Origin of the sequence: Rhizobium mulingense, from assembly GCF_029194105.1 — a bacterium.
Lineage (GTDB): Bacteria > Pseudomonadota > Alphaproteobacteria > Rhizobiales > Rhizobiaceae > Rhizobium > Rhizobium mulingense.
In genome coordinates this window covers 565,106-578,369 of sequence record NZ_JARFVE010000003.1, presented here as the reverse complement: position 1 = coordinate 578,369, position 13,264 = coordinate 565,106, and the positions used below count along the sequence as shown (strand labels likewise).

Annotated in this window: 5 protein-coding genes; 1 reads left to right on the top strand and 4 read right to left on the bottom strand. The window is 61.3% G+C overall.

The annotated features are described in order from the left end of the window. Positions 1–95: 95 nt before the first annotated feature. A complete protein-coding gene (locus tag PYR71_RS07605) occupies positions 96–1,622 on the bottom strand; it encodes an ABC transporter substrate-binding protein (RefSeq protein ID WP_275618856.1) in 1,527 nt (508 codons plus the stop codon). A gap of 227 nt (positions 1,623–1,849) precedes the next feature. On the opposite strand from PYR71_RS07605, the gene PYR71_RS07600 reads away from it, so the two are divergent. After that, positions 1,850–2,434, top strand: coding sequence for a DUF1349 domain-containing protein (locus PYR71_RS07600; RefSeq protein ID WP_275618855.1), 585 nt, complete (start codon positions 1,850–1,852; stop codon positions 2,432–2,434). 108 nt (positions 2,435–2,542) lie between these two features. Here the strand turns inward: PYR71_RS07600 and PYR71_RS07595 are convergent, their stop codons facing one another. From PYR71_RS07595 to PYR71_RS07585, 3 genes are all read right to left on the bottom strand, one after another. Beyond that, positions 2,543–2,965, bottom strand: a complete 423-nt coding sequence (locus tag PYR71_RS07595) for a hypothetical protein (protein ID WP_275618854.1) — start codon at positions 2,963–2,965, stop codon at positions 2,543–2,545. A 567-nt stretch (positions 2,966–3,532) separates the two neighbouring features. Continuing rightward, positions 3,533–3,862, bottom strand: coding sequence for a hypothetical protein (locus PYR71_RS07590; protein ID WP_275618853.1), 330 nt, complete (start codon positions 3,860–3,862; stop codon positions 3,533–3,535). Beyond that, positions 3,862–13,233: a hemagglutinin repeat-containing protein gene (locus PYR71_RS07585; protein WP_275618852.1), complete on the bottom strand. Its 9,372-nt coding sequence runs from the start codon at positions 13,231–13,233 to the stop codon at positions 3,862–3,864. The genes PYR71_RS07590 and PYR71_RS07585 overlap by 1 nt, the downstream gene beginning before the upstream one ends. Positions 13,234–13,264 lie beyond the last annotated feature (31 nt).

Sequence of the window (13,264 nt, the reverse complement as noted above, 5' to 3'; positions counted from 1 at the left end):
CAAGGACTTGGGCGCGCTGGATTCCTGTGACACCCCTCGGGTCAAGCCCGAGGACAGGAATGAGGGAGCGAGTGGTAGGCACAAAAATCACTCCATCACTTCTTGATCGAGGCGTTCCAGAAATACGGCCACGGAGCCGGATCGACGCCTTCGAGCTTGACCGATTTCGCCGAAACCGCGTTGAAATCGCCGATCTTCATGAAGGGCGCATCGGCATAGATCGCCTTCTGGACATCGGCCCAGAGCGCCACGCGCTTCTTCGGATCGACCTCGGAGGTGAAGGCATCGACAGCGGCCTTGCGGGCCGGCGTATCCCACCAGCCGGGCGAGCTGGTCGAGAGCGAGCCGATCAGCGCCGGCTCCGGCAGGAAGGGGCTGTGGGTGATGTAGATATCCCAGAGCTTCGGATCGGTGCGGCGCTGCGTCAGCGTCGCCCAGTCGACCACCTGCATATCGACGGTGAAGCCGGCAAGCTTCAGATATTCGGCGGCGACCTGCGCCATCTTGTAGTGGAACTCGTACTGGCGGCTGGTCAGGATACGGATCGGCTCGCCGTTGTAGCCGGCCTTCTTGGCGGCAGCGGCCGCCCCTTCCGGATCGGCGACGTTATAGGCGCCTTCGACGCCCGCATCCGTCGACCAGGAGAATGTCTTCGGATAGCTGGCGCCGTCGAGCGCATAAAAATCCTTGCTGCCGAAAGCGGCGGCCAGCATGTCTTCCATGCTGAGCGCCTGGCGGATCGCCTTGCGAACCTCGACATTCCCAGCAACACCTTCCTTCGTGTTGAAGACGAAGACCGGATAACCGAAGGGCTTCAGCATCACCGGCTGCGAGGCGGTCGACGCTTTCAGCTTGTCGTAGGATTCGACTGCGATCGAATCGACATAATCATACTGGCCGGAGATGGCGGCCTCCACGCGGGTGTTCGGGTCCGGCACCGGTACGAAGCGGATCTCGTCGAGATATTGGTGGCGGGCGCCGCCGTACCCATCGCTGTCGCCCTCACGGGACTTGTAGCCGTCGAAGCGGACGAGCTGGATATATTGGTCGGCTTTGCGCTCCTTCAGCATGTAGGGACCGGTGCCGATGAACTCCTTCATCGGCTCGTCCTGCTTTTCGGCAGGGATGATGATCGCGGCCGAATTGTTGAAGGCAAGCAGCGAGGTCAGCGGCGCATAGGGCTGCTTCAGCGTGATCGTCACGGTTGACGGATCGGCAGCAGTGATCTTGTCGATGAAGCCCGCCACCTGCTTGCCGCGCGAGGCGATCTTCATCCAGCGACCAAGCGAGGCGACGACATCTTCCGAGGTCATGTCGCTATTGTCGTGGAACTTGATGCCGGTCCTGAGCTTGATCGTATAGGTTTTGCCGTCGGCGCTGATCTCAGGCAGGCTTTCAGCCAGAAGCGGCGTGACATTCCAGCTCTTGTCGAACGTATAGAGCGTTTCGAAAATATGCTGCGTGACGATGCCGACGAGATCGGCCGTCGACGACATCGGATCGAGCGTCGGCGGCTCGCCGATCGTCGCGACGTTGATGACGCCACCCTTTTCCTGGGCAAAGAGGGTCGAAGGCAGGGCGATAAGCGCAGTGCCGAGCAGGAATGCGACAAGCGTTTTCATATGAGGGCTCCCGGTTACGTTCCACAATTATGTAATTCATGTTTTTGTAACAGAATAAGAGATGAAATGATCGTGTCAAGCGGAAGCCGCGGATTATATCGTGAGACGAAGGTCGGAACGGCGGAAACAGCGCCGCACCATCGGCGGCTAGCCGTCCAGGACAAGGTTGCGCATTATGCGGGCGCGAAGAATCGGCAGCGGCAGAGCTTCAACAAAGCGAGGATGGAATGGACATCGATTTCAACGACGGAAAATGGCTGAACGAACCGGAAAGCTGGCAGGCCGACGCAACCGGCCTGACGCTGACAACCGGCGGAAAGACCGATTTCTGGCGGGAAACGCATTACGGCTTCACCCGCGACAGCGGCCACTTCCTCGCCTTCCCTACCACCGAGAGCTTCACCGCGCAGATCCGCGTACAAGGCGAGTTCCGCACCCTCTACGACCAGGCCGGCCTGATGGTGCGCCTCGACGAAAAACGCTGGGTCAAAACCGGCGTGGAATTCACCGACGGCGAAGCCTTCCTCAGCACCGTCGTCACCGACGGGAAGTCCGACTGGTCGGTCTCGCAACCCTTCAGGCAACTCGAGGACTTCCACATCCGTGTTACCCTGGCGGCCGGCGCCCTTCGCATCCAGGCCTCCAGCGACGGCCACCGCTGGCCGCTGCTGCGGCTAGCGCCCTTCCCGATCGCTGACCGATACGAGGTTGGGCCGACCGCCTGCACGCCGGAGCGCAGCGGATTGATGGTGCGGTTTTCGGAGTTTTCGATTGGGCCGGCGATTATGACGGATCTGCATGATTTGACGTGAGGGAGTCCGGAACGCGGTCAAGTTGCACTCAGAGGTACCAACGATAATAATCCGGCAACGGCAAACTATAAATCATGAGTCTCCTCGCGATAGCCCTTCTCAATTCGCTCAACCAGCAAGGGTGCACTGATGATCCCGTGGACCGGATATCTCTTTTTCCTCGTTAGAAAGGCCTCGAGTCAGCATCACTTCCGTTTCGCCATTCCATAACCACAAGGGCCCTCGCCGCCCGTCCCTATCCCGCGCACTGGTCCGAAAGATGGGAAAGACGGAATTCGCATCGGTGACGCTGCTATTTCCGACATTTGCCCCTAGGCCTTCGTTAACTGCTTTTTGGACAGGAAAAAAGGCAGAAAAGAACACCGGAGAGGCAACCACTTCGCTAAAATTATCAAGTCTGTCAGCGTAAAAGCCATCAAACGCACGGAGCAGGTGCCCATAGCGCAAATGCTTATGAGTAACCTGGGCGTAGGAAACTCCCTTCGACGTTAAAATTTGTACGACGTCGCCGATTTTTGTGCGCTTAGACATGAAGAATCCGCCATCTTTCTTATCCGAAGCCGCAGAGGTGAGGCTCTATCTCTAGCGGTCAGGGGCATGATCAAGCACCGCGACAATGGGGCATTATATCGGCCCTCCCGCTTCCAGCGCCGATGAAGTCGCCCTAGGCGAAGGTGCCGGCCGCCGCAATTACATGCTCAGTAATGCCACGTTGCCGGATCCGAACCACGGCGATCGCTAAAAGCTCAACTTACCAAGTCCCCGGTATCGAGATTAAAAATCGACTGACATTTCGACCTCTATTTTGGATAGGAATACACAAGTTTACCCTGTGTGGTGTAAATCGTCACAGTTGGCGCGTTTTTGTCGCACAAGCATCCGACATGACATTTTTCATGGCCTGTTCCGCGGCTCAGATTGGCGGCGCGACCGTCGATGACAATCGATGCGCCCGAGGCCTTGCGGGAGGAAAGCGCCCTTGATGCTGAGCTTGGTGTCGAGGGTCGCGGTGTCGGTGGCCTCGGCGATCGTCACGTTGCCGTCGGCCTTGAGAGCGACCTTGCCGTCGGCGGGGAGCCCACTACGTTGGAAATGGGATCAAGACGAAGAGGAACGTCTTACAGATATTAGGCGATCAAGTTGATGCAAAGATATCCCGGGACATCCTGCAAGTTTCCACGCATAAAAGTATTCTGGGTAGGGTGACAGTATCTTCCCATCTACGTCCACCGGATCCTTCCTATCCCCGTACTCAATGAAGAACTGAAGGTGTTGGAGCGCCATCCCCCGAAGCCTACGTGAATGCCTATCGAGGCTTTCAAAGGCATCGAGGTCAGCGAATTCGTTCTCGCCAATGAGCATTTTTACAATATCAGCCGCAAAACCGCGATCGACAAGCCAGTCTATATCGAAACCTTCCTTCATCATCATTCAAATCCAAATTTGAAGTTGGTTCTAGATCCTGTCGTTACTTCAACAGTGGTGAACCCAAGCTGTTTCATCGTCTTTCCAAGCGGCGTTCCCCACGCGGCACCAGTTGGCGACATGCCTGAGGAGGTAAGTTTGTCATAGGCCGATTTGTTATCAAGGCCAAACTCTCCGGAAACCGTTTTTACTTTCGAAGATCCAGCCGCTTCGATTGCGTTAGACACAAGTTCAGTCCCGATATTTTGGCCTTTCACTTCGGTTCTGTAAAAGTTAATTTGAAGGTTCCCATCAGAATACCTGCCATGAATTTCCGCACTGCGATAAGGCTTCGGAGTGCCACTGATTTCCAATTCAAGAACATCTGATCCGTCGTAAGTTTTGGTTTTTACATCGTATTTTGTTTCGGTGGACTTAAACGGCGTAAATCCACCCGATCCGGCGTCTACCTCGCTACCGGCATCATTTTGGCCACCTTTGCCGCCGCGTCCGACCCCAAGCGCCCCATAGGCCGCCTCAAGTGCAATCTGGCTCCCAAAATACAACAGCCCGCCATTGCGCTTGCAATTGTCGCCGGGGTTGCTTTCGCAATATGCGGCGGTGAAATAGGCATATGCGATATCCGTCTGTAGCTGGCTTTGTCCGAGAAGTTCGATCTGCTGATACGCCGTTGCAAGCTCAGCAGCCTGCCTGGAGTAATTCAATAGTTCAACGTAATCGCTCCCGAGCGTCGCCTGCGAATCTTGCAGAGACACAACGATGGCATCGACACAAGCCTTGGTCTTGCACGCAACGAGCCCGTTCTCCTGCGAGACGTTCAAATCGCGATATTTATCGACGTTTTCTTGGATGCACTTCTCATCACCATTACAAGCTTTCAGCTCATCAATCTGAGCCTGGCGCTGCGTGTGAGTCAGATAATTGTATTGATAATTGGCGGCCCCGTAGCCGGCGCCTTCGCCACCGCCCACGACCCCGCCCACCGCAGCACTCAGGCTTGCACCGATCAGAGTGGCAAGCTGTCTCTTGTCGTCCTCTGACAGCCTACTGTCTTTCAACATGCCCTTGACAAGCTCGGCTATGGCAGGTGCCATCAAGGTTGTGACAGCGCCGCCCAAGGCGGCTTTAATCGCCCCCTCCCAACCGTTGACGCCTCCAAGAATGCCGCCGCCGATGGCGTGCAGCAGCGCGCGGCCCTGGCCGCCTTCGGACCAGAAGTCGCGTTGGGCCTGGGTCGTCGCCCGATCGTACAATTCGGAAGCGATATCGCCAACCAACCCCGCCATCGTCTTCTGCGCTTCCTGCAAATCGGCCTGCGTCTTGTACTGGTCGCGCAGGATGTTCTGCAGGTCCGGCAGGCCGGGCAGCGAGGTGTTAGTGTTGTCCGTGTCTCGACGGATCGTGCCTATATCCTGCGTCTGGTGCTCAGGATCGGTGATGGCGATGCCGATGTTGCCGCCGATTGCCGAAAAGGCCTTGCCGGTTTCACTCTCCCCGTCATTAACCTTGGCGGAGCTCAGGCCACCGGAGCCGATCGAGCCGCCGTAGGTGTCGGCTTTCCAGCGCGAATGGGTGTCGACGTCGGAAACTTCGAGTGTTGCGGTTTCGAGGTGATTCTGACTGGCCAGCGCCTGGCTGGTGAGCAGGCCGCCCACCAGCGTGGTCTTCTTGTCGACCGTTAGATCGAGACCGCCTGTGCCCGCGTGAATACCCGACTGCTCAGAGACGATGGCGGCATCGCCCGCCGCCTTCTGTATCGCGCCGGAGGCACTGAATCCGTCCGTGCCGATCGAGCCGGAGAGGTTGAGTTGGCGGGCCTCGGCGGTCGCGGTATCCAACAAGCTTTCGACCGTCAGGTTGCGAACTGCGGCGGTCACCGAATTTCCGGTGACGGTGGCGCCTCTCATCGTGAGGTCGTTGGTGAGAATGGTGATGTCGCCGGTACCGCTGACGTGGGTATTGTAATTCGTCAGTCCGGTCGTGCCGTTATTGCCCTTGCCGTAGGAACCGCTGACGCTCACGCCGGGAGCCGCGCAGCCGGACTTTGTGCCGCACTCCCAACCGACGCCGACGCCGACGCTATAGGACGAGTTTTGACTCGATGTGTTCGACGTGCCCGGCGCTGCATTGAGGTTGATATTGCCCTTGTCCGCCGACAGGGAAATATCACCCACGAAGGAATCACCCGAGATGGTCGGCAGGCCGAACTTGTCGTAGCCGGCGGCGATCTGCGCGCCCTCGCTGGTGATCGAGCCATTCTCAGCCTCCAGCGCGATCGAGCGACCGGCACGGATGTCGGTAACGACCGGCGTCGAGGATGACGAGGACGAGCTGTTTTCCTGATGGTTGACGCCGGCCGACAGCGACACTGAGAAGCTGAGGCCTTCCGCTTTGGGAGAGGTATCTGTCAGTTGCTTATAGGCTTCCTTCAGGCCCTTGTAACCCTGATAGAAGCCGAGAGCGGCAATGGTGGTGTTGGTGACCGCGTTGACGCGGGTATCGCCGGCAAGGCGCTCGGCCGAGTTCATGATGCTGCTGGCGGCTTGGCTCACCTGACTGGAGACACTGAGCGTCACGCCGGCAAAGGTCTTCTCGTGTATCTCCTCGTAATTAGTCTTATCCGCAGCCGAGAGAAGGTTGATGTCCTTGCCGGCGAAGAGGTTGACGTCACGCTCCGCCGAGGCCCCCGCCGCCTGCAGGTTGAGATTGTTGCCGGCGGAGATGTTGAGGTCGCGGCCGGCCGACAGCGTCGACGCCGCATTGGTGTCGGACTGTTGCGCCGAGCTGTCCTTGCTCGTCTGTGCGCCGATGCCTACGGAAATGCCGCCATTGCCGGCGGAGAAGGACAGGCCGAAGCCGGACTTCTTCTCTTGTTCGGACTGCGAGAAGCTTTCCGCACCCGGCGTCACGTTGACGTCGCGGGCCGCCGACAGGTTGATGTCGCGCTCGGCATCGAAGGAGGAGCCCATGATGTTGAGATCGGTCGCCTTCGCAGAGAGGTTGACGTCCTCGCCGGCTGAAAGCGCTGAGCCGACATTGAGGGCCGATGCCTGGGCGCCCTTGTTCTGCTGACTGCCGTAGATCGAAATGAAGCCGCCACCGCCGCCGATGCCGAAGCCGGATTTCTTGCGTTGCTCCTCAAGCTCGTGCGTTTCCTGCGCCCCGATGACGGAGACACTGTCGCCGGAGATGCTGATGGAGCCGTCGGCATTCGCCTTCGAGCCGGCGATCACCGCCGCGCCGCCGGCGTTCAGGTTGATGTTGCCGGATGCGCCGAGCTCGGAGGCAACGGTCGTTTCGTCATAACTCTTATGGCTGGACGAGCCTTTGGAGAGGAAACCGCTGCGCGAGCCCTTGTCATCCTTGGCGCTGGTGTCCTTGCCGGATGCGATGACGAGGTCGCCGCCGGTGGTGATGTTCAGGTTCGCCTTGCTGGTCGCATTGCCGGCCTCGATCTTCGAGGCGGAGATGACCGTATCCTTGCCGGATTCGATGTCGACGCCGCCAGCGCCTGTGATGGCGGAGCCGACGGCCGTCGTCGTTTCCAGATGCGTGGTCGTCTTCTCGCTCGTGCCGAGGAAACCGCCCTTGCTGCTGAGCTTGGTGTCGAGGGTCGCGGTGTCGGTGGCTTCGGCGATCGTTACGTCGCCATCGGCCTTGAGACCGACCTTGCCGTCGGCGGCAAGCTTGCTGCCGACGATGTTGAGGTCGTGATCGCCGCTGCTGCTGCCTGCCGTCACCGAAAGGTCGCCGCCGGCCGATATTTCCGAACCGACATGGGTGATCGACGAGGCGGACTTTTTGCCGAAGGTAGATGCCGATTGCTCCTGCGCGGCAGTGATATTGACATCGTCGCCGGCGCTCAGCGCGACGTTGCCGCCGGCCTTGATCGAGGAGCCGGAGAGCAGGATGTCGTCGCCGGCCTTGATCGTCGCATTCGTGCCTGATGAAAGCTGCGACTGCTGCTGGTCGGTGGAGAGGGTCCTGGTGTAGCCGGATTGGTTGTTGCGGGCGACATCGGTCGACACGACGGCCACCGAGCCCTTGTCGGCGATCACATCGAGCGTCGTTCCCGCCTTGGCGGAGCTGCCGATGACGTTGACATTGTCGGTGGCCTTGATCGTCAGGGCTCCGCCGCTGGCGATCTGGCTGCCAGTGGCATTTTGCTGACCTGCGTTTTCGACTTTGGCGGCAGCCAGCGTCACATTCTTGCCGGTGAGCGTGGCGTTGCCTGTGGCATTGACCTTGACGCCCGTCAGCGCCAGATCGCCGCTGCCGCCGGCGAGCTGCAGAGCGCCGCCCGCCGTCACGCCTGCATTGGTATTGACGACGTTCTGGCCGCCGATCGTCATCGTCTGGGCGGCGAGCGTGATGCCGTTGGTGGCATTGAGCGCCGTGTCGCCGCGCGACAGGAACGTGCCGCTGCCCTGGATGGAGTGGCCGGAGACGGTAAGGCTGCCGGCGGAGGCAATCAGGCCGGAATTGTCGAGATTGCCGACCGTCATGTTGACCGAGCCGCCCGCCATGGCCACGCCGGCGCTGGTTAGCTTCTGCCGGTCGGCGGTGGCGACGTAGACGACGGGCGCAAGCACCTGCACGCCGTCGATGGTCTGCCACTGGTAGAGAACAATCGACTCTTTGAGGGCTGCCGCCTGCTCAGGTGTCAGGCCCTGGCCAACGGCCAGGGCGTTATCCTGGGCATATTTGACGCCATTGTCGAGCAGCGTCTTCATCTGCTTGATGGCGCTGTCGCCGGCGATGAAGGTGCTTCTGCCGAGCCCTTCGCCGACGAGCTGCCGCAGTTGCGTATCGATCAACTGATTTTCGAAATAGGCGTCGCCCAGAAACGGAACTGTCGTCTCCGGCATGTAGCCGATTTTCTTCATGAAATAGCCGGAGCCGTAGAACTTGCTGACATCGAGGAAGTCGTCGCGAGTTTCGAACAGGAATATCTGGTGGGGTATCTTCCCGTCGACGCCGGCTGATTCCGGTTTGGCGGCGGCCTCAAGGGCTGCGCCATCGACGCGGATGCGGTCGGCGATATTGCCGAGCCCGGCAAGCAGGCTGCCGCCATTGGCGGTGACGCCGCCTAGCGACGAATTGACGTTGAACAGCGCGCCGCCGGCCGTCAGGCCGGAGAGCGCCGAGAGCGGATCGCCGGGATTGCTGGATGCCGCGACGCTGGCGCCACCGGCCATCGAGCCGGCCGCCGATGTGTTGCTGACGCTGCCGAAATCGACGGAGAGCGCGCCGCCGGCCTTGATGTTGGCCGAGACGCCGCCGATCGCCTGGACCGAGCTGACGATGGTCGAGCCGTTGGCGATGTTCTTCGAGGGATTGGCGGTGCCGTTGGCATTATAGGCGGTGCAGGCGCCCTGGGCGTGGCAGGTCGTCGTCGTCGTGCGGAAAAGGCTGACGCCGGTATTGGTCAGCGTCGAGCCTCGCAGCGTCGCGCTGCCGCCGGCCTCGATCGAGCTGTAGGAATTGGTCAGATTCGTGGCGTCGATAGTGAGATTGCGGCTCGCCCGGATCGTCGCTTCCGGGCTGAGCGTGCCGACCAACCGGTCTTCATAGACCGACTGGCTGAGGTGGGACGACCAATCCCAGGTGTAGGTGGTGCTTTCGTCCGAGCCGCTGAAATTCACCTCGTCGACGATGAAATGGCGCGACGGATTGTTGGGATCGACAACGGGATTGCCGTTCGCATCCCGCGGCACGCGGGCCCTGATCCAGTCGATGATCGGCCCGACCTTTTCGGGTCCATCGGCCGATATCCAGGTCCATGCGCGATAGGTCGTGCCATCGGCGAGCGTCGCCTTCGACCAGAGCAGCGGCTGATAATCCTGCCACAGCCCCGGATCGACCCCGGCATAGAGCTGGTACATGTTTTGATCGGCGGTCTCGAGATAACCGAAAGGCAGACCGGCGGCGACGGGGTTGAGCGTGAAGCCGCTGACGACGCCCGAGGAGACCAGCGTCCCGGTCGTCCATTGCGGTGTGACGGCCCGCCGGTTGGTCAGTTTGGCCGTCAGGATCGACATGTCGTTTCCAGCCTGAATCAGACCGGAAATATTGGTGACTTCAGCGCTTCTTTGGCCTGATGCCACGCCGGCGATCTCGAGATCGTTGCCTGAGATGATGGCGCCCTGATTGTTGGTGAGCACCCCGCCGACGAACAGGCTGGCGTCGTTGCCTGCATAGGTCAGGCCGGTGGCGCTGTTGGTGAAATCGCCGGAAATGTTCAGCTTAAGATCGCCGCCGGCGACCAACTGTCCCGCATTTATCAGCGACGGCAGCGTCAGCGTCAGATCGTCGGCGGCGGTGAGCGCGGTGCTGGCCGAGGTGGAGAGGCCGGCGGCATTGATGGCGATGTCGCCGGAACCGCCGGCATCGGTGATGGCATTGATGGTGGCGCCGCTGAGATCGGCCGCGGCCGTGCCCGAGAGATTGAGGGCGAAGCCGCCGAGGGTGAGGCTGCTGTTGGCGAGGTTGGCGCTTGCGGCATTCAGCGTCAGCGTGCCGCCGGCGGCAATGTTGCTCGCCCGGCCGTTGGAGAGATCGATAGCAGTGGTGGTGAGCGTCAGATTGCCGGCGGTGCGCGTCGGATTGCCGTAGCTGATCTGGCCGCCCGAGGCCGTGAGCGCCGCGCTGCTGAGGCTCTGGAGCTTGTTATAGGCGATATTCTGGCTTGCGCTGGCCGAAAGAGCGCCGCTGCTGAGCAACGCGGTGCCGGCGGTGATCGAGCCGCTTGTGGCGGCAAGGCTCATGCCGCCTGCCTGTTGCAGCGTCAGCGTGCCATTGGCCGATTGGGCTGTGGCGTCAAAGTCGAGACCTGAAACGAGGGTATCGACGGTGATCGCCTGTGCCGAGAGGTTGGCGTCTCCCGCAGCGAGCGATTGCCCGGCAAGATCGATCGCTCCGCCCGCGCTAATCACCATGTCCTGATGCGTGACGACGTTGGCGCTGACATTGCCCGTCGCGCTGGCGTTGATGTCGCCGGCAGCGAGAAGATTGCCGGCGTCGATGGCGCCGCCGGTCGCCGCGAGCGTGAGGTCGCCGCTCTGCCCGAGGACGATGTCGCCATTGGCCGCTTGCGCGGTGGCGGCGAAATCGACGCCGGAGACGATGGCGCCGGCCTGAACGGCCGGTCCCGTGATCGAGACGTCGCCTGCGCCAAGGAGCTGGCCGGCGATCGACGTATTCGCGCTGATGGCGACGGTTCCGTGGCCGCTGACATTGTCGGCCTGGAAATCATGGGCATCGACGAGGAGCGCGCCGGCGGCAAGCAGCGTGTCGATGTCGACAGTGCCGTTGGCGCCGCCATCCAGCGTCAGGTCACCGTCAGTGCCGACGGCGATGGCGCCGCTCGGTGAGGCAGCGCTGGCCGCAAAGTCCGCGCCGGCAACGATGGTGCCCGCCGAAATCGAGCCGCCGGTGATCGATATATCGCCGGCACCGAGGAGCTGGCCCGTCACATCAATGTTGCCGGAAAGGGCGATCGCGCCATGGCCAGTGACGGCATCGGCGCCGACATTGGCGGCGGAGGCCGAGATATTGCCTGCGGCAAGCAGTGTGCCGGCATTGATATTGCCGCTGGAGGCAAGGGTGATATCACCGCTCTGCGTCAGGACGATATTGCCGCCGGCCGCATCCGTTCCCGCAAAGTCGATGCCGGCGATGATAGCGTCGGCGGCAATGGCCGAGCCGGTGAGGTCGATATTGCCGGCACTGAGGATCTGGCCGCTGATGTCGGTGGCCGCGTTGATCGTGACGGCGCCATGTGCGATGACGCTTTGCGCTGTCAGCGCCGCTGCGCTGACGGACGTATTGCCGGCAGACAGAAGCCCGTCGACAGCGATCGCGCCGCTGCCGGCGGCAAGCTGGATGTTGCCCGAGCCTGCGAGAATCGTGCTGCCGTTCGCCGCATTCGTGGCAGCAATGTCGAGGCCGGAGACGATGGTTCCGGCCGAGATCGAACGGCCGGCCGCCGTCACATTGCCCTCTGCCAGCATATCGCCGGAGATCCCGATATCGGCGCCGGCGGAAAGCGTGACGTTATTGCTGCTGACAAGCGAGCCCGCGGAGATTGCGCCCGATGCCGCGGTGATCGTCAGCGCATCGGCGCTCTTCACCCCACCTGCAACCTGGATGCCGCCCGACGTGGCGGACAGGCTGAGCGCATCGCCGGCGACGACGCTGCCGGCGGCAATGCCGGCAGCCGACGTCATTTGGACGTTGGCGGCACTGTTCACCTCGCCGCCGACACTCAACAGCCCGCTGCCGCTGGACAGCAGAATATCGTCGTCGGCCGCGACCGTATCGAGGGTGATGCCCTGCTCGGCCTGAACGGCGACTTTTGCCTTCGACGTGATCTTGGAAGCCGTCACCTTCGCCTTCGAGGAGACCGAAACGCCCTGCTCGCCCGAGACGTTGCCGAGCGAGATCTTGCCGTCGGCCGACAGGGACAGCTCATTGGCGTTGGCGGCAAGATTGCCGCTCATGCGCACGCCGGCGCCGTTTTCGGTGACGACGATCTTGATGCGGTCGGCCTGCATGGCGCCGAGTGCGGTGCCGTCGATCGCATATTCCGGCGTGCCGGAGATCGGCGCGAGCGCCTGGGAATTGCCACTGGCATAGTCGAAATTGGACGCACCCGCCGTTACACGCAGCGATTTGCCGTAGACCGGGCCGTTGACGTGGACGGTGCGCGAGACGATGTCGAAGAGATCGACCGCGCCGGGGCCGGCGGCGAAATTGCCGCCGTTCGGTCCGATGGTGACATCGCCGCCATTGACGATAAAGCCATTGAGCTTGCCATCGACGCCGATTTGCGGTGCACCCGTCGTCAGCGTCGCATGCGGCGTGTTGATGAAGCCGCAGCCGTCGCAGGTGATGCCGTTCGGGTTGGCGATGATGACATCGGCCCGCCCGCCGAACACCTCGGTCGGCCCGTTCAAGGCCGAGCGGTTGCCGCTGGTGACTTCGTTGAGGATGACCGTTGCCGGCCCGGAGCTGTTGAGATTGGGATTGCCCGGCGTGACGCCGCCGAGATTGGAGTTGCCGACCTCGCCCTTGAAGTTGTTGAGGATCAGGCCCGGCGTGCCGACATTGAAATTGTCGTATTTGTTGTGCGACAGGCCCTGGCTGTTCGGCGTGACGATGTCGATGAGCGGCACGCCGTTCGGTGCCGCACCGAGGCCTGGCTGGTTGGCGGCGGGCGCAGCGGTGCTTGCGGAGACCGACTGGGCATTGGCCAGCATCGGCTGAAAGACCAGCAGCGCGCTGAGCACGAGCGCAAGCGAGCGATGGGCAAGCCTGCCGAGCCGGCAGCCAAGACCTTTGCCATTCGAACCAAGACCGGTTTTTCCACGCATCGTTTCGTCTTTCCAAACGCACAACTGATTT

Excerpts from the sequence above, each read along its gene's own strand:
- PYR71_RS07605 (WP_275618856.1), bottom strand. The coding sequence starts at position 1,622 with ATGAAAACGCTTGTCGCATTCCTGCTCGGCACTGCGCTTATCGCCCTG.
- PYR71_RS07600 (WP_275618855.1), top strand. The coding sequence starts at position 1,850 with ATGGACATCGATTTCAACGACGGAAAATGGCTGAACGAACCGGAAAGC.
- PYR71_RS07595 (WP_275618854.1), bottom strand. The coding sequence starts at position 2,965 with ATGTCTAAGCGCACAAAAATCGGCGACGTCGTACAAATTTTAACGTCG.
- PYR71_RS07590 (WP_275618853.1), bottom strand. The coding sequence starts at position 3,862 with ATGATGAAGGAAGGTTTCGATATAGACTGGCTTGTCGATCGCGGTTTT.
- PYR71_RS07585 (WP_275618852.1), bottom strand. The coding sequence starts at position 13,233 with ATGCGTGGAAAAACCGGTCTTGGTTCGAATGGCAAAGGTCTTGGCTGC.